Source organism: Amycolatopsis sp. cmx-4-61, from assembly GCF_046548775.1.
GTDB lineage: Bacteria > Actinomycetota > Actinomycetes > Mycobacteriales > Pseudonocardiaceae > Amycolatopsis.
In genome coordinates, this window is sequence record NZ_JAEBEI010000009.1 from 92,117 (window position 1) to 115,747 (window position 23,631).

Genomic DNA, 23,631 nt, shown 5'->3' on the forward strand with positions numbered 1-23,631 from the left:
AGGCGGCGCACTGTGTGGAAGCCGACGCGGACAGGTCGGCAATGCTCAGCCGAGCAGCACGGCCACGAACACGCCGGTGCTGAGAATCAGCCAGTCCAGAGTGACGACGGGGGCGACGTTACGACTTGTTCGCACCCGCCTAGCTCCGACGGTGCCCCCGATCAGCAGAGCGGCTCCAGTGGCGTAGGCGGGTAGGAACTGTGCGAGGTGCAAGCTGGCGGGGGAGCACCAACCGGTGCTGGCTTGGAACTGGCAGCGCACGTCGGCGAAAGCCCGGCTGAATCTGCAGAGGTAGAGACCGACCAACCCGGCGAGAAGCAACCCGATGCAATGCCGAATGAACGCTGCCACTGACAGAGGCCGCGCGGATGTCCCTGTGTGGCCGGGATATTGGGGCTCGCTCTCGCTTCCCACAAGTGATCCGGGTGCCCGATTGCCCCAGTGATGGCTGGCCAGCAGCGCGGTCGTCAACCCTGAAGTCATCTCGTCGCAGTTCCGGGTCGGCTGATCTTCGGTGTCGGCGGATCCGACGCCGAGGCGCATTCGTTGGCACAGCATCTCCTCGACCACGCAGTGGCGTTCGACCGAGATCGGAATGCCGGCCTGCTCGAAGTACATGGCAAGCCAAGCCCGCTCCGGTGAGTCATCGTGGTCGTTGGTGGTGATCTGGGTGAGGGCCAGGAGGCTGGCGGGCGGCGCCGCGTCAAGCAAAGCCAGGATCGCCGCGAGGTCATGGTCGCGTGGCCGCAGCACCGCAGTCGCCAGAATCCCGACCGGTTCGCCGCTGGCGAGCAGTTGAGCCACCATCGGGTGGCCGCCGAAGTCGCGAATGCCGTGGGTGTCCTGGTCGTGTTCGATCACCACGACCTGGGCACCCGCTGCGGACAAGATGCTCAGGGCGGACAGGCCAGCGGTGGTGAGCAGCTCGCCGTTGTCGATGCCGAGAGCCAGGAAGGCGCGGATCCCGCGGTCGAGCATCTCCTGGGCGGCGTCGCGACTCCAGCCGGCCGCCGTGATCGCCAGCTGCGGAAGTCGCGGGAATTCAGTCACGAGGCCGGTCATGAAGGTCCGGTCGCGCCCGGCGTCGAGGCTGCCGCCGCCGCGCAGCGCAACCGCGACGGCATCGAGACGCAGGCGGTCGACGTCGGCCTCCGCCCCTTCGGGAGTTCCCGATGCAGTGGCTCGAGTGGAGTATTTGCCCATCAACGCGGCGATGCGGGAGCGGTCGACATGCGGGCCCGGCACGTCGGGAACGCAGTGTGCCGCGGTCGGTATGAAAGGTTCGTTGAGGCGGCGGACTTCGCGACTGCCACGATCGTTGGTCATCGACTTGTGAGCCCCTCGGTGTCGGGTTCGTCGGCGTGGTCGAGGGCGTGAAGCGCGGCCTGCGCCCGGTCCAGCGCAGCCCCGCCAAGTTCCTGGAGCAGGTTGATTGCTTCGGTCAGGTGGCTGCGAGCCCTGTCAAGGTCGCCGGCTTCTTCGGCCACGGCGGCCGAGGCGATCAGCACCTCCGACTCGTAGGTGCGTGATCCGGTTCTGCTCAGCACTCGGCGCGCCTGGGTCAGCCGCTGCTCGGCCAGGGTGTGCCGCCCGGCTCGTGCGTCGATCTGGGCCAACCTGACTGCGGCGCGCGCTTGTCCCTTGTCATCCTCGATCGCGGTGAGCATCCGCAGCGCGATAAGGAGGTGGTGTCTGGCCTCGGCGTCGCGGCGGGCGCGCTGGAGCGCGTCGCCGATGAGCAGGTGCCGCGAGGCTACGCCGCGGTCGATACCCAGTTCCGCCTCGATGTCGAGGCTTGTAGTGATGAGGGCGATCGCCGGGTCGGTTTCACCGCGGGCCAGCGCGATCACGCCGAGTTGTTGCAGGGCAGCGGATTCGTTACGGCGGTCGCTCGCCGCACAGGCCAGCTCGACCGCGGCCTGCGTCTCCTGCTCGGCAAGGTCCCACTGTCCGAGGTCCAGGCGTGCCCGTCCCAGTTGATAGCGCAGCCGGGATTCGGCTACCTGGTTGCTGCAGCGTCGCGCGGCCGTGATCCCAAGGGCGTGCGAGCGTAGCCATTCTGGGTAGTGCTTGCGATACAGCAGCAGTTCCCACAGCGCCTCGCACAGCTGCCACGAGACCTCGTCGTGCCGGTCGGCGACCGCCTCCTCCAGTATGGCCAGCACGCTCGGCAGCTCCCGGGCCAGCCAGTTCAGGGCTGCGCCGTCGGAGGCGAAATGCGCCGGCTCGTCCCGCAGGTGGTCAGCGACGGGACTGACCCGCCAGCGCTGCGGGATGATAACCAGGTTGGCCCGGGTCATCTGCCGCAGGTACCACGCGGCAGCCCGAGCAACAACCTCGTCGCGTTGTGGGTCGTGCTGGGCGCGTGCGTGCAGTCGGACCAGGTCGTGGAAGCGGTACCGGTCGTTGTCGACCTCCTCCAGCAGGCTCGCGTCGACCAGGACTTGCAGCGCTACGTCCATCTCCTGATCGGCCAGCTGCACCACCGCGGCCGCCAACTCGATCCCGAACTCGGGCCCGGGAATCTCGGCCAACAGCCGGTACACCGCGGCCACGTCTGGCGGCAATGCGTGGTAAGACCAGTCGAACGTGACCGTGACCGGATCTGCCTCGCCCGAGAGCCGTCCGAGGGCTGCGAGCCGTGACTGTTCGCGGCGCAGCTGGGCGACCAGGCGCCAGACCGTCCACCGGCGGCGGGTGGCCAGGCACGCCGCGGCCACCCGCAGCGTGACCGGGAATCGGCCGCACAGTTCGGCCAGCTGCTCCAGAGAGGCTCGCTCGCTATCGGCTCGGCCATCACCGACCAACCGGGCCAGCAACGCGACCGCGTCAGGCTGCGTCAGCGGCGGCACCGCTACGTACTGTGCGCCGTCGGCGACCAGACCGTCCAGCCGCAGCCGGCTGGTCACCACCACCACACACCCCGCCGAGGTTGGAATAAGCGGCCGGACCTGGTCGGCCGAGACCGCGTTGTCCAGCACCACCACGAGCAGCAGCCGGCGCCCGGCCGTCAGCGTCCGGTACAGCCCGACCTGTTCGTCCAGCGTGGCCGGTACCTGTTCCGGGGCGACGCCCAGCGCGCGCAGGAACCGGCCCAGTACCTCCTGCGGGGGGAGGGCAGAGTCGGAGGAGAAGCCGCGCAGGTCGGCGTAGAGCTGCCCATCGGGGAACCGGTGGGCGTGCTTGCTGGCCCACGTCACGGCCAGCGCGGTCTTGCCGATCCCGCCGGGGCCGACCACGACCGCCACGCTTGCCCGCTCTTGCGGTTCACCATCCTGGCCAGTGACCAGCGTGTCCAGGCGCGCGAGCTCGTCGGTCCCGCGGATGAAATGCACCGGCACCGGTGGAAGCTGGCGAGGGCTGTGCAGCTCACCGGAGGTGTGATCGTTGAGGGTCATGGCCGCACGCATCCAATGCCGGCCAGGCACAGTGACGCTGCGGCCGTGCGCGGGTCGCCGAGGTCCGGCCAGGACGCGGTGTCGCTGATGCCGCTACCAAGTAGGTCGAGGCCAGCGGTGAGCGTCTCGAATTCGTCGCGGGTCCGGAGCACCATTGGAGTGGCGGTTGCGTCGTAGCAGGCAGCAGCTCGGCGGGCGTCGGCGGCCAGGTGCGCGTGCCGCGGATTCTCGAGATCGAGGCCGTCAACGGATGGGTGCGTCAGGACGATGAGGCTGCCGGGCGTCAGCCGGGTCCGGTAGTACTCGATGACGGCGGCGAGGTCGCTGCCGGCGGGGCAGTACTCGAGCAGGCCGGTGAGCAGCAGACATACCGGCTCCCGCAAATCGATCCACTCCACAACCGCCGGGCCGTCCAGAATCGTTGCGGGATAGAAGAAGTCGCCGATCTGGATGCCGACGTGGGCTGGTGGGTTGCCGCCGGTGACGTCATCGAGGATCACTCGTGCCATGAGCACGGCGAGAGGGTCGTTGTCGACGTAGACCACCTGGGCATTGCCGTGATCGGCGATCAGTTCATGAACTGGCTGGTGGGTCGGCATTCCTGCGCCGATGTCGAGGAACTGGCGGAGCCCGTCTTCTAGTGCGGTCTCGATCGCACGGGTCCGGAACTGCCGGTGGGTAGCGGTCATCGCGGGGGCTCGGCGCAGTGCCGCGGTGATCCGCTCGGCGACTATGCGGTCCAGCGCCCAGGTATGGGCGTCGTCGCCGAGCAAGGCTTGTTGCACGCGGAAGCTCGCAGGCCGGTCGAGGTCTTGGCCGGCCGGGCGCCAGAGGGCAGCAGGCTGCGGCCCGAACGCCGGCGGGCGGCTGGCAGTCATCATCGTGGTCCTTGGGGCTGTCATCAGTGGGCTCCCGCGCGCGGAATGCTGACGACCGGCATCGCTGCCGGGGCGGTGAGCGATGCCGATCGCCGGTAGCCCGTCCGCAGCTGTAGCACTTCGACGGGAGAGTGGTGGGCTCACGCCAGCTGGCGATCCCGTTGCCCATGGACTCCTGGGCGGGACATCCCGTGCACGGAGCGTGGTAGGCGACTTCTCGCTGCCGCCGCGGTCCGCGCTCCGTGCACCGGATGCTAGTCACCTGTTCGTGCTACTTCTTGATCGGAGTGGTGGGGTTGTCGTCGCCGAGGAACGTGTCGTCGTCACCGGGAAGCACCGTGCACCTCCTTCCTTGAATGGTTGACTGGTGGCTGACCGCGGAGCCGTCGAATCGGCCGTGGACCTTCGTGGGTTAGCGTCCTTCGATGGTGGAATCGGTGGGGACAAAGCCGGGCCGGTGGACCACCACGGCGGTCGCGTTGTCGGCTGCTCCGGCCGCTTCGGCCGCATCGACCAGTGCCTGGACGCAGACATCGGGATCGGCGAAGTGGCTGGCAACGATCTCGCCGATTCGTTGCGCCGACAGGCGGCCGTAGACTCCGTCGCTGAGGAGCAACACGACGGGTTCGACGATCTCGAGGATCGCGATGGTAATGGGCGTGGCGCGGGCGACGGTTGTGATGGGGACATGGTCATAGCCGCTGGCTACGTCCTCGGGCACTTCCTGCGCGCGCAACCGGTTTCCCTTGGTCGCGTCGACCGTGTGGCAGGTAAGCGTCCCCTCGGCGAACCCGTAGGCCCGGCAGTCACCGACGGAGGCGACGACGGCGGGCTGATCGGGGCGGATCGTCACCACGAGACCGACCGCGTCGTGGTGCGGGATTTCGACTGTACGGTCGGCGATCAGTTCAGTCGCGGTGAGCATTCCGTGCAGCGCATCGCGGCGTGCCGCTACCCGGACAGCGGCCGCTGCCAGGATTGCGGCGTCCAGGGCGATGTCGGCGTTGTCGCCGATGCCGTCGAACAACGCGATTCCCAAGGTGCCGACGGCGCTGCTGCGGGGGAATCGGTAAATGGCGTAGGCGTCGGCGTTGAATCGGCGACGGCCTTGGCCGGTGGCGCCGGCGGCCACCGCCGGTTCAGGGGCGAACTGGAGCACTGTTCTTGTGATCCTTCGGCTATTGGGACGTGTGGGGGAGGAGCAGTTCGATCAGCGGGGCGCGGCGGCCGGGCTGCCGGCCGGACGGTCGCAGCCGAGTTGGAGAACAGCGATGGCACCGGTGGCAGGTCGGCCGAGTGCTGACGACCGGCTTCGCCGTCGGGGCCGTGAGCGATGCCCGATCGCCCGCTGCTGTCACACATCGACGGGACGGAGCCGGGGTCATGTCGGCAGGAACTTGCGCAACCATGTGGAGTGGAGAAGTACCGGATTGGCAATGCCAGTGGTCTGCTCAACGTTTCCCGACGATGAGATCACTCCGACAAGACTGATCGCCGCCGGGTTATCAACACGAAACAGTCCACTGCCGCCGCTGCCGAAACCCCCTGCTCCTGCGGCCGCGTCGAAGCAATAGACGTAATCGGTTTGGATGAGAAACGGGCATCGGCCGTTGTCGAGGATCTCCGCTGGGGCGTAGCGGGCCACTGCAGCACGAGGCGGGTGTGTGCCGTCTGCGAGTGTGGTTGTCGTCCACACCAGAGCGCGAGTGGAGGTACCGGGCAGGACGGCCCCGAGGACGGCGACCGAGGTGGCGGCTACGGGCTGATCGAGGCGCAGCGCAGCGAAGTCGTGAGCGTAGTCCGGATACGTGAACTCCGGGTCGATGTCGATCTGGGTGATGGCGCGGACAGTGCCGCCGGAGGTCCGGTCGGCGGACCCGATCCTCACGCGGACCTGAGCCGGCGCAACCAGCCGCGGAACGTCGGTGTGGGCCAGCGGCGGCAAGGGTGTGAGGACGCAGTGAGCGGCCGTGAGCAGCCAGTTGACGGTGATGACCGTGGCGCCGCAGCCGCCCACACGGGTGTTTTCCAGCCCGTCGATGTCCAGCACAGCGGAAGCTGCAGTCACGAAGGGCTGCGCGGCCATGACGGCCTTTGCCGGGTCCGTGCGGGCGACGAGGGGATCGCCGTAGTCGCCGGTGCTGACGGCTGCCACGCAGGCCAAGACGCTGCCCACAGCAACGCGGACCCGGAAGCCGCGCCACGGCCCTTTTGCTGGGGCCTCTGTACTAAAGGCTTTTGGAGGGGAAGTCATCTAAAGGGAACGCTTTCGGGTAGTCGTCGGTATCGATTGGCGCCGGTCGCAAGCGTTCGTGTCTAGCAGACAGTGCGGGTTGCGTTGATCAGCAGCTCGGCCGGACCGCGGGTCCAGGGCGAGGGACGCAGCCGAATCTCGGCGGCGGGCACGGCCAGGCGGGCGTCGGGCAGGCGATGCAGGGCGGTTTCGACGGCTGTTCGGGCGATGAGGCGGGCGACGCGCTGAGCGGGGCAGGCATGCGGGCCGACACCGAACGCCAGGTGCGCGCGATTGCCACTGTCGACGCGCTTGTCTGCACCAGCCCAGGAGTCGCGGTTAGCTGCTGCCAGCCCGAGGATCAGCGCGTCGCCGCGGGCGATGCGCTGATCGCCGACGACAGTGTCAGTCAGAGTCCAGCGGGTGGGCTGGTTGGCCATCGGCGGGTCCCGCCACAGCACGTCGTCGAGTGCGTCGTCGATGCCGAGGTGCCCGCCGCGCACCTTGCCGTCGAAGCGGGGATCAGTGAGCATGATCCGCAGCGTTTGCGCGATCCATACCTGCAAGGTCTCCCAGCCCGCTCCCAGCATCAGCAACATCGACGCCAGGACTTCACCGTCGTCACGATGGCCGGGATGGTTCAGGAAGGCGGTAGTGAGGTCCTCCGCCGGCGCCGTGCGGTGTTCGTTGATGACGCCAGTGAGGATGGTTTCCATCTCGCGGAAGCGTTCCGCGGAGTCCTCGCCGGAGCCGAACAGGGCGATCACGCAAGCCTGGAGCCGGTCCCCGAGGTCGGGGGCGATGCCGAACAGTCCGGCGACGGTGAGCATCGGAACCTGCGCGGCGTACTGCGCGACCAGGTCGATCGGCCCGTCGGCGGGCAGCCGGTCGATCAGCAGGTCGCAGGTCTCGCCGACGTCGCGGGCCATACGATGCTCGCTGAGCCCGGCCAGCCCGTCGACGAGCGGGCCACGCAATCTGCGGTGCGTGGCGCCGTCGGAGAAGTAGGCGTTGTCGCGTGGGGACATGATCGGTGCCAGCCCCGAACCCGCTCCGATGTGGCCCTCGGCGAGCAGCCGCCAGTTCTTCGAGTTGCGGGAATAGTGCTGTTCGTTGCGCACGACGGCACGGAGCTCGCGGTAGCCCATCACCAGCCATGCCGGAACCCCGGGCTCCAGTTCGACCGCCGCGACCGGTCCTCCCCAGTCCGTCCGCAGCCGCTGGTAGGCGGCCGCCGGGTCGGCGCAGGTCGTGGTCGCCGACAGCGGGGTCAGGTCGGTGAGCTTCTCGAGGGGGCAGCCGGTCTTGGGCGTGGTCATCAGAGTCGGACCTCCGCGGAGTCGTGACAGGTCAGGGCATGGGTAACCAGGGCGATCAGCGCGTCGACGGAGGAGCGGTGATCGCGGGCGTCGCAGCGCACCACCACTGCGTCGGGCAGGGCGAGCGCCTGGCGTACCTCGTCGTCGGCGTAGTCCCGCGTGCCGGGGAAGTGGTTGACGGCGATGATGTAGGGAAGCTGGCTGGTATCGAGCTGGTCGAGGACGGCGAAGCTGTCCTCGATGCGGCGCAGGTCGATCAGGACCAGAGCGCCGATGGCACCTTCGGCCAGGTCGTCCCACACGGACCAGAACCGCTGTTGCCCCGGTGCGCCGAACAGGAACAGCACGGTGGTGTCGAGGGTGATCCGGCCGAAGTCCAGGGCGACGGTTGTGGTCATCTTGTCGGGGACACCGTCGAGCGAGTCGACTCCCGCACTGGCGTCGGTGATCGGCTCTTCGGTGTGCAGCGGCCGGCTTTCGCTGACTGTCCCGATCAGGGTGGTCTTGCCGACGCCGTAGGCCCCGACGATCATCAGCTTCGCCGATTGAGTCACCGTGTCGGGCACGTACGCGATGTCGGTGCGGTCACAGCTTGCGGAGTCCGGCAAGGACCTGCTCCATCAGTTCGAGTTCCGGTCGGGTGTTCCGGCTGGGGACCCGGACGCCGAGCAAGCCTGCGTCGATCAAGTCCGAGGCTAGGATCCGCACGACGCTCATCGGCAGCTTGAGGTGGGCGGCGACCTCGGCGAGGCCCAGCTGTCCGCGGCACAGCCTCAGCAGATCCCGCTGCTGCCTGCTCGTTCGCGCAGGCATAGGTTTGTCTCCGAGCGCGATGATGAGGGTTTCCGCCGGCAGGGTGGCCTTCGGACGGGTGCGTCCGCCGGTGAGCACGTAGGCCTTGACCGGGCCCGGCCGATACCCGTCGTCGGTCGGGGACATCAGGCGCCGGCGGGGGTGCGGCCGGGGGTGCTCAAGGCCGGCTCGCCGATCCGCTGGATCCGCTCCGCCATCGCGTGGGCGATGAGGCTGGGGTCGGCGGTCCCGGACGTCACCACGGCCAGGGACGTCTTGTCGGCGGCGCGGCGTACGAACACGTAGCCGTCGGACCATCGGGAGAAGTTCTGCAAGAACGGGCCTTGGAAGCCAACTTCCTTGTTCACGGCGATCGCGAGCGAAAGCTGACCCGAGCAGGCCGCGGCGATCCGCTGAGCGCTGTCCGTGTCGATGCCGGCGGTTTTGGACATGAGGATGCCGTCGACGGCAAACACCAGGCAAAAGCGCACGCCGGGGATTCGCATCAGCTCCGCCAGCATCCAACGGTCCTCATCGGACGTCATCGCTCTTCCTCCCCGTCGGTCGTGGTAAGGGCATCGCTGGTCGTGGTGGTTGCGGGGTCAGTGAGCGAGCCCCGCACGACCGCCTTCATCAAGTCGCCTTCGGCTACCGGGTCGGGTGGCGACGCAGGCAGCGGCGCCGACGGCGTGTTCGGCGGATTGCCCTGCGTAGGCCCTTGTGGGACTCGGATCGGTAGCCCGCCGGGGGTTGTTCCGCCGGTGGGAATCACCCCGGGGAGGGGGTCGCGGTGCTTACCTGGGCTGGCTGGCTCCGGCGGCCCCGTCGTGGGTGGCGGCTCTCGAGGCGCCAGTGGTACTGGGACTTCCGGATTGGGGGCGACCGGAACGAGCAGGTGATGGGGAACCGTGATGACTGCGCGGACGCCGCCGTTCGCCGTGCTGTCGAGATGCACGCGGAACTTGTGCTTTTGGCAGTACACCCCAACCACGGCAAGGCCGGTCTCGGGAATTGCGCCCAGCTCGTGCAACCCGACCCGTTGTTGTCCGGACACGCGGTCCTGCGCCCACTGCAGCCGATCGCCCAGGCCAGGCCCATCGTCATGGACGGTGATCGCCCATCCGACGTCGACCTTGTCGAAGGTAACGGTGACCAGCGTGCTGGGCGGTGATTCCCGTGTAGCGTTGGCCAGAAGCTCGGCGACCAGGTGAATTAGCTGCTCGGCCAGGACGCTGATCACCGCAACGCCCGGATTGCCCTCCACCTGGACACGCTCGTAGTCGACGATGTACGCGGAGGCGTGCTGGACGACCTTGTCCAGCGGCTGCGGCTCCGGAAACTGCCGAGCTGTGCGTTTGTCGGCCAGCACGACCAGAGATTGCGCGGCCCGTGCTTGCGTGGCGGCGGCGTGGCTGATGCTGAAGTAGTCCTCAAGGGCATCCGCGTCGTCTTCATGCCGTTTCAGGATCTTGAGGGCCAGGTCCTCGATCTTCTGTGCTTCGGTTTGCCAGCGTTGCGCGAGCGACACGAAGGCGCTAACGATGCCCGCCTCACGATCCTGCAGCTGGGCAACGAGCCGCGACACAGCCGCGGCAGCAGTGTCGACGACTTCGTCGCCGGTCGCCTCGAGCCATGGGGCGGGCTGCTCGCCGCGGGTGAGTGCGCCGAGCTGGTCGGTGACTGTCTGCAACGCCACGTTGCGGTTGTGGACGAGCTGCTGAAGTTTGCGTAGCAGCTCGTCTCGTTCCTGGTCGTGCGCTTGGTGTCGATCCCTGCTGGTACTGGCGCGCCTGGCAGCGGCGGCCAGCGCATCGGCCGCGCTGGCCACGGCAGTGAGACCGACTGCCCGGAGCCCGACGGGTGTCTTGTGAGTCATGATTGATCTAGTCCCGAGAGTTCGTGATGAAGCGAACCTGTTGGTACGCATACCTATGTCGGTGTCCGGGCGGCGCGGGGGGCGACTCGTTAGGGGCGGAGGCGGCGCCGGTCGCGCGCGACGTAACTGGTCGTACTGAGAACCGGGCTGCGTTCAGGTTTGATGCGCCGTGCTGCGGGCGGTGGTATCGCAGATCGACGCGAGACCGGCGGCGTGCAGCGTCGCTGCGAGCCTGCACGGGCAAGCGCGCCGGAGGCTGAGTGCGGCTGCGGCGCCCGGACTGGGCTACACCGATCCGATCGCACCGCACGGGGAGTGTCGGTTCGGACGCCGGGCAGGTGACGCCGCGGCCTTGACCGCGGCGTCCAGCCGGGACGTCGTCGCGGTCGGCGCGGACGTCCAGCGTCGAACGAAGCGCACGTATGAGCTCCTGGGGGAGCGGTGAGACCGACGGGCCGGCAGAAGGTGGCCGTGAGAATCGGGCCCGATTGCCGGTCGGCCTCGCTGCGTGGGCAGATTCCGGCGCGGCGCCGACACCGGCCAGTACCGAGGCGGCAGCGGGAAGGGAGGTGGGGTGGCGCAGCCGAGCGGCGGCCGGGCCCGGGCTGCCGAGGGAGTACCACCCCACCTCCTGTCCGGTCGGGGGCGTGACCGGACAGCGAGGAGCCCTGATCCGGCGGAGGGGGACCACGTCCGCCGGACGCGCGGGTGCGGGCCACGCGACGGGCATCCCGAGAACGTCCGCATCGGCGCCGGCGGACGTCATTCCGACCGTCGATCGGTCCCGCTGCGGTGACCGCCTGCCGGAACTCGCATCCTGTCGCGACCGCGCGGTGCCGGTAGCGGCGGCGGTCGCAGGGAGGCCGGGTTCGTGGGCGGATGTCATGACGTCCTTCGTCGAAAGAGAAGATCGTGAAGTCAAGTGGATCACGGGGCAGGTTGCGGCGCGCTGGGCCGAGGACAGGTCGAGCTCGGTATGCGCGATCCCCGGACTCGCGGTGTTTCCCAGCCGCGATGGATTCGGGCTGAGCGCCGGGGAAGTTCTGCTTCAGACTTGAACGTGCAGTCGTCGACGAACTGAAGGTTCGCTTCGGGCTTGTCGACCCAGAAGACAATAGACCAGGGGACTCCCGTGTCAACACGGTCAACGCAATTTATGCGCGCCTTCTTTCGGCTCCCGCGAATGGGCTACGCGGTATGACGTAGTACGGAACCTGCCTACGACGTAGTCGCGGGCTTGGCCGCTACATCGTCAACGTGTTTGCAGGTCACGGCGCCAGCGTCGCCTGTCCAGCACGTCCCTGCAGCAGCCACGTCCGTCGCGGCGGCCGAAGTGCAGGTGCAACGTCTGCGGTGTGAACGTGAGTACGACTACGCGGCACCGGAAAGCAGTACGCGGTCTGGGCGGCTTCCGATACGCGGTTCTCCCAATGGCGCTCGATGCGAATATCACTAATTCTGAGTGGGTGCGCAACCCCTGCGCACTGGCGACGCAGCATGCGCCGCTCAAACCCACCGTGGATGGCGGCGCGACCGCCAGACATCCCGCTGCCGCTATCAACCGGGGAGGAGAACCGTGAGAGCCTCTACCCGGCCGCGACGACGGGCAGCGCACGTGTCGCCGGCGGCCCGGGCTCTCTCCCTCGCCCCGACACACTCATGCGACGCGTGCAATTCGCGCGAGCGCACACGTCTCGTAGAAGAAAGGCACCGATGACGATGGAGATCGCGTTTTTCGGACGCGACTGGTGGAACCACGCGCACGCCGTGGCGGCCGCCCTACGGGAGCGAGGCGCTGTACATCACGCGATCGTTCCGTGGGGAGAGCAGGAAATCCCGGTCTGGGTCATCGCGCGCTACAGCGAGGCGCGCGACGCACTCAGCGACCCACGGTTGTCCAAGGACGGCGCCGGGCTGATCAAGATCCTGAACAAGCACCTCACCGTGGACGGCAAAGAACCCGAGCTCAGCGCCATGTTCACCGCCCGCCACATGGTCTTCTTGGATCCCCCGGACCACACCCGTCTGCGTCGCGTGCTCGCGAAACACTTCACCCGAGGGCGCATCGACCGTCTGAAGCCGCGGATCGAAAAAATGACCGCCAAACTGGTTGACGACCTTGCCCTTGGGCGCCCGGAGGACTTGATCTCCGGCATGGCCTTCCCGCTGCCGCTGTACGTGATCTGCGAGCTGATCGGTGTGCCGGAAGAGAAACGAGGGGCGCTGCGGGCGTGGACATACGCCCTGATGGAGGATCTGCCCGACCGCGCCAAGGCCGCCTCCCTCAACATGCAGACGTACCTCATCGAGCTGATCAACACAGCCCACGCCAACCCGGGTGACGACCTTCTCTCGGCACTTGTGCAGGAGACCGCGGACGAAGATCGCCTCAGCATGGAGGAGCTGCTGGGCACGCTGTTCCTGCTGTTCGTCGCTGGACACGAGACAACGACCGCGCTCATCGGCAACAGCCTCGCCGGTCTGCTGACCGACAACGGGTACCTGTGGCGCGAGGTGGGGCAGCGGCCGGAACTGTTGCCCGGCGTGATCAAGGAGTTCAGCCGGTACGACAGTGCCGTGGCTACCGCGACGCACCGGTACACGACAGAGCCCGTCACCATCGGCGGGACGACGATCCCCGCAGGCGAGATCGTGCTGGTATCCCTGCTGAGCGCCAACCGCGACGAGCGTCAATTCGGCCATGCCGACCAGATCGACATCTTCCGGAAGGAGCCGAATCTCGCGTTCGGCCACGGCATCCACCACTGCCTAGGTGTCCATCTGGCCTTCCAGGAAACCGAGATCGCTCTTGGCACGTTGACCCGACGGTTCCCAGCTGCTCGCATGGCCGTCGACAAGGCAGAGCTGGTCCGCCGACAACCCGCGATCATCCCGAACAGCCTCGCAGACCTGCTCGTGATTCTGGGCTCAGCAGCAGTCGTGGACGACGCGGACGAGCTCACGGCGAGTCCTGGGCGCCCGTAGCATCAGCATCCAGGGTGAGGTACCACGCGGCGATCCCGGCCCGGCTTGTGGTGTCCAGCTTGCGATTGAGGTTCTCGATATGCTTGCTCACGGTCCGGGGCGTGATCGACAGATGTCTGCCTATTGCCGCGTTCTCCCATCCTTGAGCGACGAAGCGGGCGATTTGGAATTCGCGGTCGGTGACACCGCAGGGAAGCGACTCCGGCGCTGGTGCGACCAGCGGCTCCAGCGCCAGGGCGTGCATCTTCTTCTTGGAGAGCTTCTGCCCGGCCGCTACGTAACGGTCCCACGCCTCCTCGCCGAGTTCGTGGCGTCCGACAGCCTCGGTTTGGCGCTGCCGGCGCAGGAACGGCAGGAGCCCAGACACGCTGGCCTGGGTCGATTCTTGGCGGGCTCCGGCACCGCCGAGTACCTGCGCGGCCGTCTTGTACTCGCCGAGTTGCGCGGCGATCAACGCGATCAGCCACAGGCTCCACGCCGGTCCCCATGCGTCGCCGATCGCACGCTGCAGCCGTAGAGCCTTCTGGGCCAACGTGGCGGCCCGCCGGGGGTTGTCGTCGAGCAGTTCGATGAGCGCGCACGACCACAGAGCCCAGGAGATGCACCACTTGGCTCCGGCTGCCTCGGCGTCGGCCAACAGGGCCTTGCTTTCGGCCCGGGCAACGTCGAGGCGGCGCAGGAACGCCGCGGACATGACAAGGAACAGGCGAACCATCCACTCAGGGCCCCGCGCGCCCGCGGCCCGAAAGGACTCAGCTGCTCTCCGAAACAGCACCAACGACTCGCGCGCTCGGTCACGGTCCGGCTCGACGAGCCACAGCCAAGTTCCCCGCGCGACGTCGAGCGGGGCGAACGCGTCGGCGATTCCGAGCGCACTGGCCGCGACCTCAGCTTGCTCGAGCAGCGGCTGGGCGAGGTCATGCTTGCCCTGGATCACCGTGACCCACACCGCCTGGGACAGAGCTCCTACCTGGTTGGCGGACGGAGCGGCAGGGTGCCGGTTCAGGCCGGCAACGAGCATACGTCGAAACTCGTTAAGCCGGCCGCCGAAGACGAGCGCGCGGGATTGGCCCTCATGGATCGCCAGTTCGAGTCCGCGCGCCGCGGTTTGGGGGTCGGAGAGGAGCCGTTCCTGGCTGGCGGTCAGGTCGAGCTGATGGTCGTTGAGTCGCCGCATCCATTCGATCTCGTGCGGCCCAAACCATTCCTGGCTCGCGCGGGTCGCCAGGTGCTCGAAGTAGGAGGCGTGGCCCTGGCGCAGCCGGTCATCGTCGCCGGCCGCCGCAGCGCGTTGGCGCCCGTACTCGCGGATCGTCTCCAGCATCCGGTACCGCGTGCGGCCGTTTTGGCTCTCGGCCACGAGCAGCGATCTCCGGACCAGGCGGACGATCGCGGTGTCCACGGCTGCCGGGTCCACGTGGAAACGCGACAGGACGTCGACGGCAGCGTCGAGGTCGAAGGCGGCCCGGAAGACCGACAGCAGGGCGAACACGAGCTGTTCGGTGTCGTTGAGCAGTTCGTAGGAGCGGTCGATGTTGCCGACCATCGTGCGATGCTGCTGCTGTTCGGAGGTTCCATCCACCAGCACTGGCAGAATGTCCTCGGCCTCGGCGCGGTCGAGCAGTTCCTGCAGCGTCTGCACGTCCAGCCGGCCAGCCGCGAGTTCGATGGCCAGGGGTATGCCGTCGAGCCGTCGGCACAGCTGCGCCGCCACGGGGTAGTCGCGACCGCTGATCGTGACCCCCAGCTCGGCTGCACGGTCGATCAGTAGCCGGAAGGCGTCGTGTACTCGATCGTGGCCGGTGATCGTGACCGACCAGTGGCCACGGTCGCCGACGTACTCGAGCGCGACGTCGGTGACGCCGAGGACCTCGGCCACCCACCCGGCAACCTCTTCGGCGGGCTCGGCACCCGCGGCTGTGCCGTGGGTGGGTCGGAGGTGGTGCTCGCCGACGAAGCCGGTGCCCTCCTGCTCCGTACCCAGCTCCCACTGCGCGTGCGGTGTGTCGCCGCCGCTGAAGTGCAGCAGGTACGCGGTCGGTTCGGGGACGCAGTTGCAGGGGTCCTCACCGCCGACGCACAGCGGAGGAACCGGCAGTAGTCGCTCGCCCTGCACCCCGAGCCGCACCCGGCTGGTCGCCATGACCTGCAGTCCGGGGGCGCGTCGCAGTAGCGAGTTCAGCAGGTCCGGCACCGGACCGTTGCCGGGCGTGTCGCCGACGAGGTGTTCGCAGTTATCCAGCAGCAGCAGCAACTGGCGGTCGCGGAGGAAGTCGCACAATCGGTCCAGAGTCGGTGTTGAGGTGGTTCGCTGGATGTCGAGCGCGTCAGCGATGGCGGTGTACAGCTGGTCTGTGCCTTCGTGCACGTCGATGAGGCTGGCTACGACGACGCCGTTCCGGTACCCGCGTTCCTCTTCCAGTTTGCTGGCTATCCGCAGCAGCATTCTGGTCTTGCCGACGCCGCCGAAGCCGGTCAACGTCACCAGCCGGGTGCCGGGGTTGCGCAACAACGTCCGGCCGCGCTCCAGCAGCCCGCCGCGGCCGACGAACGAGTTCAGCTCTGCGGGTATCGACGACGCAGGAAGGCCTTGCGCGCTGTGGTCGCCTCGCTGTGGATCGCTGTTGCCGGTGGTCATGGATGGCCCCTCCGGGGCGCACGTCGCCGCCCGCGGCCGCCGAGGGCATCGAAGAGCGGTTGAAGGTCGGACGACAGGGGCGTGGCGTCCAGCTGCCGCAGCACGTCGGGTTCCTGCATCTCCAGCGCTCGAGCGTCGAGACCGAGGGCGCGTACGCCGTTCCAGAGCGCGACCGCGGGCATCGAAGCGCCGGTGGCCGTGACGTTATGACTCAGGTACTCACGTGCCCACGCGCTGGCCAGCACCTGGCGCAGCGCCCGATGGGGTCGCCGCCGCAGTCGCCCTCTTTCTTCGGGCGCGGCAACGCCGGCGTTGACCAGTCGCTGCCACACGACGGTGATGGAGCGGTGGTGTGGGGCGAGGTAGCCGAGCCACGCCGCCGCTGGGCGAGGGCACCGCGCGAAGTTTGTGATGTCGATGTCGTTGTTCAGGTCGTCGGCGCTGAAACGGCCGCGTGCACGGATCGTTCCGTCCTTGCCGATATCGATGCGCCGATCGAAGTACCAGTCAACGAGCATCATGCACGAGATGACGTAGGCGATCCGGTCGTTGTCGCGCACGGCCGGGCGGAAGCTGTCCTGGCTGAACAGGGCCGTCATCAGGAGATCCGCTAGCTTGCTTGAGCGCTCGTGTCGCGGCACGGTGTAGTGCCACGCCGCCGTGCCAGGACGGTCTGCGCCCCACGTATTCAGGCCAGATGTGTCGTCAGTTCCGAACGCCGCCGTTGTGGACGAACTGCCGGGTATCACCAACCGGCCTGGTCGTGTCATTGCCACGGCGGCACGGCGATGCGCACCCGCAGTCCGCGGAGTTCGCTGGCTGGGAACCGATCGCTGCCGGTTTCGTACGGTGCCCGCCACGAAGGGTTGGGTCGGTGCGTCGGCGAAGGTCTGTGCTACCTGGGGAAGCGGTGGATCGTCGGCAGGGTGGACGCCAAGTCGACCTGCTGACCTGGCGCGCAGCTCGTCGCATCCGTCCGGACGGTTGACCCGAGATCGAGACGAGCCGGCAGCGGGGACGTTCGGCGTCATTGAGAGCCTCCGGCGCCGAATCTCGTCGAGGTGTGGTGCGGAGGCGCAGTGCCGGCAACTTGTCCACGGCTGGGCATCGGCGGCGTCAACCGCATCGCAGCGAATGCGCGTCGCCCGCTGCGCGCATGCCAGGTAAACCGCCGAATGGTCACTCGGCATGGCCACCAACGCCGGCGCTCGCTCAGCGGTCGACTAACCGCACCGCGTGATCTGCGCGCGGCGATCGCAGCGCCGGCGACTAACAAGCCAATGAAGATGGGAGCATGGCCGAGCCGCTGGCACACCGAACGGCGAGAGAGGCCACTGGGCCAGCGACGTGTCTTCGCAACGTCGTCCAACTCGCCGAATGCCATCAACGGTGTGCGCTCCTCGCGATCGGATGACGTCATGCAATGCCGGGTGACGGGTTCAATTGTCGTGAGCCTCGGCACGCGTGGGAATGTCCGGCTGCCCCCGCGGCGCCCCCGCCGTGCCCCGCCGCGTCGTTACCGTTCAGTGATCTGAGCGGTCGTGGTTACCGGCGAGTTCGTCGCAGGTCGAGGTCGAAGACTCGGACGTCTCCACTCCTACGGAACCCTCCCGGTCAGCCTCTTGACGGGACTGCCTGACCGGGAGCGCTGAGGCCCCGTTTCGCTTTGGCAGTCTCCAGTGCGCCTCATCGAACGTCCGAAGCAGTTAGCAAAGGGGCCGCCTGGGAATCCCTGAAGCAGGCGGCCCCTTCATATTCTCACGCTGCCGCAGGCGACATCCTCTCGAAAAGTTCACAAAAAAGAGGAGTTGCTGCACACCTTAGATTCCGCGCCGGGCGAACGTCCCGAAGCAGCGACTTTAACGACCCCATGAGAGAGCAGCTACCGCTGGTACTAAATTTCTGCTCTAGACCGCGTTGCGGTCCAGCTATCGGATCGGCGTGCCGTGGACCCGGCCGGCCGGGTTGCCACGCATGGCGTCGTTCAGTTCCCGCTCGAACTCCGCCGCGGATGTGTTGACGTCGGGGGTCGCACCGCAGATCGCGGAGCCGCCGCGGCTGGTCGGCCCGGCGTTGTAGAGGACCCCGTCTTGCTCGACGACCGCCGGCCCGCCGGAGTCGCCGTTGCAGTAGCCGTTGCGGCCCCCGGGGTTGTCGAGGCAGATGTCACGGGTGGTGATGCCCGCGTCGACGCAGTTCTTGGCGGGGGCGACCTTGCGCTTGAGTTCCATGATCTGCGTCGGCAGCTGGCCGTTGAAGATCGGCTCGGTGCCACCCCAGCCGATGCTGTAGACGGTCTCGCCGGGCCGAGGCTTCCGGGGCGCGATCGGCAGCGGGTAGCTGTTGAGGTACTCGTCGGTCTCGAGCAGCGCGATGTCGTCGCTCTCCGGGCCCTGACCCCAGCTCCAGCCGGGGTGCACGTAGAAGACCGACGCCCGGACCACGGTTCCGCCGGCGGTCCGGTCGGGCGAACCGACCCTGACCGAGAACTCCTTGTCGGCGGTCGGGATCGCCGCGCTCGTGGCGTCTACCCCGTAGAACCGCATCAGCCGGGCCTTGGCCTCGATGCTGAGGCTGGCCGGAGGGTCGGTCACGCAGTGCGCGGCGATCTCGAGGAAGCGGCCGTTGCGCTGTGCCGCGCCACAGGTGAAGTGGTTCTTGATCCCGTGTGTGGGGGCGTCGTAGATGAGCGCGGCGAACGCACCGGCCGGGTACTGCAGGGAGGGCGCGTGTCCTCCGACGATGTTCGGCTGTACCGGGCCTCCGGTGGGGGGCGGCGGCGCGGCCGCTGCCGAGGCGGAGACTCCGGTGAGGGCGAGACCGATCGCGGCAGCTGACGCCGCCGCGACCGTCCCGGCCCTTCTGCTGAAACGGTGCAAGAAACTCGTTCCTTCGATCGAATTGGATTTCTTGTGTGCTCACTGCCCGGTTGGCTACAGGCAGCGCCTTACCCTGCATCTCCGGAAAATTCGAGATCTATGACAGAGATGAGGGAAGTTCATAAATGGAACCTCCGGCCCGCGCGGGCAACGTGTCGGAATGCGCGCGGGCCGGAGGCGTCACGCTGCCAACGGAGCAACAGTCGGAACAGCCGCGTCTACCGGCGTCCGACAGTCAGCTTCTGTTCGCGGTGGCAGCATGTCGTGGATACGCACGATGTCGCCGCTGACGAGGATTTCGTGCGGGTGGCCGCCGAGCCAGAAGGCGCAGACGATGCACCGACTGAACCCGTTGCCAAGTTCGCGGAATTGTTCGGAGTCGACCATGTCGGAGGGATGCGTGGGTTTGCGGAGAAGCGGCTCGAAGCACACTGGGCGCAACAAGCCCCATGAGGTTCCTGCTAAGTCGTTGGCGAAATAGACGTGCCGCAGGCGGTCGCCGCGGTAGTAACGGATGGCAATCCGTGCTCGCCTCGTCCCTTCGCTCATGGCGGGTGAGGTTAGCAACTAACGATCGGCAAAAGGTGACTAACTGTCACCCTGCCGGAATTCGGTTCTTGAGGCTCTTCAGACGCCACTCGCGATGCTGCGCGCGGCGATCGAGCGCATTGAGGACTTCTCGTGCGACGGGGTCGTGGCGTATGCGCTGGGGCGCGGTCTGGTCTGCTCTGTCCAGGTGCCAGAGGGCTTTGTCGTCGCGTTTCCCGCCTGCCTGGGAGAACGCGCGGGCCAAGTCGAAGTGCAGTGCAGCGAGCCGGTCGGCCGAGACAAGACCAGCTTCGTAATGGGAACGGCGGGTGATGCGTTCGGCCATTTCGGGCCCTCGGCCGAGTTCGACGGCAAGGGACAGTTTCCAGGCCTGCGTGTTGGCCGGCCCGAAGTCGTAGTGCAGTGTTCGCCGTTCCCCGGTGCGGGCGGCGAGGGCGGATGCTTCGGCAATGTGAGTCATCGCCGCGTCGGCGTCTGGATTCTGCTGCTTGGCGGCGAGCTGCGCACGGGCGAGGTGCAGCATCCCGGCGGCCTCGGCAGGTGCGGTGTCCTCGGCGTCAGGGTCGACGGCGCCGAGGTCGGCCAAGGCCGTGTGGGTGACGCGTTCAGCTCGGTGGTGGGCACCGATCCGGCCGAGAACGATGGCATGCGACATAGTCGAGAATCCGCCGAGCACCGGGCTTTCCAGCCTGGCCGCGGCCTCGCGCGCTCGCTCGCCGACGGTGATCGCGAGATCGAGGTGGCCGAAGTTCCTTGCGGTGCCCAGCGCCACGACGCAGGCCTCGGTGAGGGCCGCCAACGCCCGGCGGGGGGTGGCACCGGTACCGGTGACGGCGTGGACGTGCAACTCGACCAGCAACTGCGCGAGCTCATGGCCGGCGACCGTGTAGTCCGAGTTCGCCGATGCCGCGTTCGCGACGCGAGTCAGTTTCACGAGCTGGTCGATCGGGCGGGCGGAGAAGTCGGGGACGTCGTCGAGCGTCGCTTCGGCGAGCGCGCGCGAGATCGGGGGGATGGCAGCGCGCGCTTCGGCTGTGTCTTTGGTACCTGCTGGGTACGGCTGTCCCGTGAGATCGGTGACGCTGCAGCTGAGCGCCTGGGCAAGACGTTCGAGCAAGCCGCGCTTCTCGAAACTCCGCCGTCCGCTCTCGAGGTGACTGACGTAGGTTCGCGATATTCCTGCGGCGCTGCCGACCTGGTCCTGGCTGAGACCCCGTCGATGGCGGAAGGCGAGGAGGTTCTTCCCGATGTCCTCAGATGTCGGCTCGACCACCATGGCTACCTCGAGTCGCCGTTCGTGAGTGTTCAGCCGGGCAGCGCCCGCGGCCTTACGACAGCGTAGCGACCTGCCTGCGACTGTGGGCGATAGTGGCGCGGTGACGCACCGCTGCCGGTACCTCAATCGATTGGCGGGTGGCAACGGAGTGTGCTCCTTTCGGCGAGTCGTGACGGCCAGATGACCTCGATCGAGTGGCGGGGGTTAGTTTCGTGGACGAGGACGCGCATGGGAACGACTTGCTGCCCCTGCGGTACCCTCACCGTGCCACCGCGCGTCGTTACCAATCAGTGATCTAACGGGGACGAACATGGCTCAGATGCGTTGGACAGGCTCCGAGTCGGAAATCCTGCGGGCTGCCATGCGTTTGACGCAGCGGGATTTCGCCGCCAAATTGGGGGTCGCACCCAGCACAGTGGAGAGATGGGCGGCGAGCCGCGAAACCGCCAGACTGGCCCCCGATTCGCGGGCGCTGCTCGACACGCTCTTGCAGCAGGTTGGCGACGATGTGCGGGACCGCTTCGCTCATGAGCTGCGCGAGTATCAGCACGCACGCGAACGTCAGCAAACAACTACTCAGCAGGCACCGGACGTCGTCGTTGACAGCCTGCCGTCGCCCGACGTAAACCTGGAAGCACCGGCTGGCGAGTTCCACTTCGACGGCTCGCCCGCCGACACGGTGCGCACGATCGAGGCGTTCGCGGCGAGGGACATGACGACCAGGCGGTCGGTTCTGGTAGGGCTGTCGCTGCTCGCGGGCGAGCAGCTCGTCCAGCATGTTCGCCGGTGGACAGCGTCGTTGCCGCTCGTGCAGGTGCACACCGACCGGCTGGGCGACCATGAAATGGCCGGTCTGGAGGAGACGGTGGTCTTCTTTCGCCGGTGGGATTCCTCCGGACACGGCGGCCTGCATCGCAAAGCGGTGGTAGGCCAGTTGATCGCCGTCGCCGAGGCGGCGAGCCAGGACGGGTCGCCCACGTCGCAACGACGGCTGCTGCAGGTGGTGGCCGAGCTGGCGCAGCTGGCCGGCTGGATGACCTATGACACCGGCGCCTACGGACTCGCCCAGCGGTACTACCTGCTCGCCCTCGATGCGTGCCGGCATGCGGACGCCGCCGACCTCGGAGCCAAGATCATCGGCGACATGACGCAGATGTCCACCGCACTGGGGTGGTACGACGAGAGCCTGTCGCTCGTGCGGACCGCGGCCGCGACCATGCCGCGCAACGGGAACGCGCTCGTGCGCGCAGAGCTGTTCGGCCTCGAGGCGCGGGCGTGCGCGCAGCTCGGACCGGCGGAAGCGTCATCAGCACGGCGTGCAGTGGACGCCTGCATCGAAACGTTCGACGCGGCCCCGCCGGACCGGCCGGACTGGGTGCACTACCTCACGCGGGCGGAGGTGGAATGTCTGGCAGCCAACGCCTTCACCGAACTCGCCCTCGCCGAACCACGGCGAGCACTGTCAGCCGCCTACGCCGATCGCGCCGAGCAGCACGTCGCCAACACGATCCAGGCCCGCAGCAAGAGTTACCTGCGCAGCCGCATTCTGGACGACCTTCGCCTCGGTCGAACCCGACTCGCTCAGGACGAGCCAGCCGAAGCAGCCAGGATCGGGCTCCTCGCGCTGGCGCAAGCCGGGGAAGTGCGGTCCAGCGTCGTGACGAAGTGGCTGACCGGCCTGGCCCGACCGCTGAACAAGGACTACAGCTCCGTTGCGGAGGTCTCCGAGTTCGTCGATGCTCTGACTGCCTACGTGCAGCCAGCCGCTTCGAGAGGGATGCCGTGACAGCTTCATCCAGCGACACACCCGTCCAGATCTACCGAGCCGGCGACCGTGCGCCGCAACTGACGCCGACGCTTACCGCCATCTACTCGAGCGTGTACGCCGAACCGCCGTACTTCTGGGGCAAGGAGCACGCCGAGTTGTTCGCCGAACGCTTCGCCGCGCAGCGCCGAGCCCCAGGCTTCGATCTCGTGATCGCCAGCGTCGACGGCGACGTTGTCGGATACGCCTTCGGGGTGACGCTGCAGCCGGATACCCCGTGGTGGAGGACCGTGACAACGCCGGTCGACACCGATCTGGTGACCGAGCGGCCCGGCCGTACCTTCGCTCTCGTCGAACTGCTGGTGTCCCGATCGTGGCGTCGGCGCGGCATCGCCACACGGCTGCATGATCGCCTTCTCGACGGGCGGCCGGAAGAACGAGCCACGCTGACCGTGCTGCCCGAGGCCGAAGCGGCGCAGCACGCCTACCGCGCGTGGGGATGGCGCCGCGTGGCCCAGAAGTCCAATCCGCTCCCGGGCGCGCCGATATTCGACGTGATGATCAAGCCGCTGCGCGACGCGGCTTGACTCAAACGCGGCAGCGCGGGAACAAGCCCCCAAGATCATCCCCGCAATTGCGGATCTCTGAGCGCTGGGGGCTCAGACCGCGAACGCGGTCGCGCCGCCACGGGAGGACGTCGTCGGCGACCGCTGGGTCGATCCGGTGCTGGTCGGGGAAGCGCGCCACCGGTGGTTACCCAGAGTGGCGGACGCATGCGTCATCAGTCCATCCGGGAGCACGGCGTCCTTGGTGTCAGCAGATTCGGTCGAATTCCGCAGTGAGGCCGTTTGGCGACGCCGGGGGTTACGTCCCCAGTTCGGCGCCGGCTTGGACGACCGGCGCCGAACTGGTAGCGGAGCCAGAGCGCCGCAATGCGGAGTACTGGCGAACGAGGAAGTCGAGCGCGACCTCAGCGCCCGTCTTGCCGTAGTTGCTCAGTCTGATCTCTCTCAGCAAGCCCTGGACATCGACGATCGGCACCG

Annotated in this window: 19 protein-coding genes; 3 read left to right on the plus strand and 16 right to left on the minus strand. The window is 67.7% G+C overall.

Annotation, left to right across the window (positions count from 1 at the left end; all coding sequences use genetic code 11):
- Positions 1-45 precede the first annotated feature (45 nt).
- The 10 genes from ACLJOU_RS25085 to ACLJOU_RS25130 form a co-directional block, all read right to left on the minus strand.
- A complete protein-coding gene (locus ACLJOU_RS25085) occupies positions 46-1,326 on the minus strand; it encodes a hypothetical protein (RefSeq protein ID WP_410570432.1) in 1,281 nt (426 codons plus the stop codon).
- On the minus strand, positions 1,323-3,398 hold the full coding sequence (locus tag ACLJOU_RS25090; protein ID WP_410570433.1) for an ATP-binding protein: 2,076 nt from the start codon (positions 3,396-3,398) through the stop codon (positions 1,323-1,325). The genes ACLJOU_RS25085 and ACLJOU_RS25090 overlap by 4 nt, the downstream gene beginning before the upstream one ends.
- Positions 3,395-4,279 (minus strand): SAM-dependent methyltransferase, encoded by an 885-nt coding sequence (locus ACLJOU_RS25095; RefSeq protein ID WP_410570435.1) that lies wholly within the window; start codon positions 4,277-4,279, stop codon positions 3,395-3,397. The genes ACLJOU_RS25090 and ACLJOU_RS25095 overlap by 4 nt, the downstream gene beginning before the upstream one ends.
- Positions 4,280-4,688: 409 nt before the next feature.
- A complete protein-coding gene (locus ACLJOU_RS25100; protein WP_410570436.1) occupies positions 4,689-5,435 on the minus strand; it encodes a hypothetical protein in 747 nt (248 codons plus the stop codon).
- 222 nt (positions 5,436-5,657) lie between these two features.
- On the minus strand, positions 5,658-6,431 hold the full coding sequence (locus ACLJOU_RS25105) for a trypsin-like serine protease (protein WP_410570437.1): 774 nt from the start codon (positions 6,429-6,431) through the stop codon (positions 5,658-5,660).
- Positions 6,432-6,592: 161 nt separating this feature from the next.
- Positions 6,593-7,828 carry a cytochrome P450 gene (locus ACLJOU_RS25110; RefSeq protein ID WP_410570439.1) on the minus strand — a complete coding sequence of 412 codons (1,236 nt, stop codon included), beginning with the start codon at positions 7,826-7,828 and terminating at the stop codon, positions 6,593-6,595.
- Complete coding sequence (locus ACLJOU_RS25115; protein ID WP_410570757.1) at positions 7,828-8,361, minus strand: GTP-binding protein; 534 nt, start codon at positions 8,359-8,361, stop codon at positions 7,828-7,830. The genes ACLJOU_RS25110 and ACLJOU_RS25115 overlap by 1 nt, the downstream gene beginning before the upstream one ends.
- A 52-nt stretch (positions 8,362-8,413) precedes the next feature.
- A complete protein-coding gene (locus tag ACLJOU_RS25120) occupies positions 8,414-8,767 on the minus strand; it encodes a DUF742 domain-containing protein (RefSeq protein ID WP_410570440.1) in 354 nt (117 codons plus the stop codon).
- Entirely contained in the window at positions 8,767-9,165 is a 399-nt protein-coding gene (locus ACLJOU_RS25125; RefSeq protein WP_410570442.1) for a roadblock/LC7 domain-containing protein, read from the minus strand. Before ACLJOU_RS25125 ends, ACLJOU_RS25120 begins: the two co-directional genes overlap by 1 nt.
- Positions 9,162-10,448, minus strand: coding sequence for an ATP-binding protein (locus ACLJOU_RS25130; RefSeq protein ID WP_410570443.1), 1,287 nt, complete (start codon positions 10,446-10,448; stop codon positions 9,162-9,164). The genes ACLJOU_RS25125 and ACLJOU_RS25130 overlap by 4 nt, the downstream gene beginning before the upstream one ends.
- Positions 10,449-12,209: 1,761 nt before the next feature.
- Between ACLJOU_RS25130 and ACLJOU_RS25135 the strand changes: the two genes are divergently transcribed.
- On the plus strand, positions 12,210-13,481 hold the full coding sequence (locus ACLJOU_RS25135; RefSeq protein ID WP_410570445.1) for a cytochrome P450 family protein: 1,272 nt from the start codon (positions 12,210-12,212) through the stop codon (positions 13,479-13,481).
- On the opposite strand, the gene ACLJOU_RS25140 is transcribed toward ACLJOU_RS25135, so the two are convergent.
- The 5 genes from ACLJOU_RS25140 to ACLJOU_RS25160 all read right to left on the minus strand — a co-directional run bounded on the left by ACLJOU_RS25140 (position 13,456) and on the right by ACLJOU_RS25160 (position 20,823).
- Complete coding sequence (locus ACLJOU_RS25140) at positions 13,456-16,119, minus strand: helix-turn-helix transcriptional regulator (RefSeq protein ID WP_410570446.1); 2,664 nt, start codon at positions 16,117-16,119, stop codon at positions 13,456-13,458. The two genes, ACLJOU_RS25135 and ACLJOU_RS25140, sit on opposite strands and share 26 nt — an antisense overlap.
- On the minus strand, positions 16,116-16,718 hold the full coding sequence (locus ACLJOU_RS25145; RefSeq protein ID WP_410570448.1) for a hypothetical protein: 603 nt from the start codon (positions 16,716-16,718) through the stop codon (positions 16,116-16,118). Before ACLJOU_RS25145 ends, ACLJOU_RS25140 begins: the two co-directional genes overlap by 4 nt.
- Before the next feature lie 1,329 nt (positions 16,719-18,047).
- Entirely contained in the window at positions 18,048-18,998 is a 951-nt protein-coding gene (locus ACLJOU_RS25150) for a S1 family peptidase (protein ID WP_410570450.1), read from the minus strand.
- 180 nt (positions 18,999-19,178) lie between these two features.
- Positions 19,179-19,547: a hypothetical protein gene (locus ACLJOU_RS25155; RefSeq protein ID WP_410570452.1), complete on the minus strand. Its 369-nt coding sequence runs from the start codon at positions 19,545-19,547 to the stop codon at positions 19,179-19,181.
- Positions 19,548-19,593: 46 nt separating this feature from the next.
- A complete protein-coding gene (locus ACLJOU_RS25160; protein ID WP_410570454.1) occupies positions 19,594-20,823 on the minus strand; it encodes a helix-turn-helix domain-containing protein in 1,230 nt (409 codons plus the stop codon).
- A 310-nt stretch (positions 20,824-21,133) separates the two neighbouring features.
- Between ACLJOU_RS25160 and ACLJOU_RS25165 the strand changes: the two genes are divergently transcribed.
- Both ACLJOU_RS25165 and ACLJOU_RS25170 read left to right on the plus strand, forming a co-directional pair.
- A complete protein-coding gene (locus ACLJOU_RS25165; RefSeq protein WP_410570456.1) occupies positions 21,134-22,609 on the plus strand; it encodes a helix-turn-helix domain-containing protein in 1,476 nt (491 codons plus the stop codon).
- Entirely contained in the window at positions 22,606-23,175 is a 570-nt protein-coding gene (locus ACLJOU_RS25170) for a GNAT family N-acetyltransferase (RefSeq protein ID WP_410570458.1), read from the plus strand. Before ACLJOU_RS25165 ends, ACLJOU_RS25170 begins: the two co-directional genes overlap by 4 nt.
- A 277-nt stretch (positions 23,176-23,452) precedes the next feature.
- On the opposite strand, the gene ACLJOU_RS25175 is transcribed toward ACLJOU_RS25170, so the two are convergent.
- Positions 23,453-23,629, minus strand: coding sequence for a hypothetical protein (locus ACLJOU_RS25175; RefSeq protein ID WP_410570459.1), 177 nt, complete (start codon positions 23,627-23,629; stop codon positions 23,453-23,455).
- Positions 23,630-23,631: the final 2 nt, after the last annotated feature.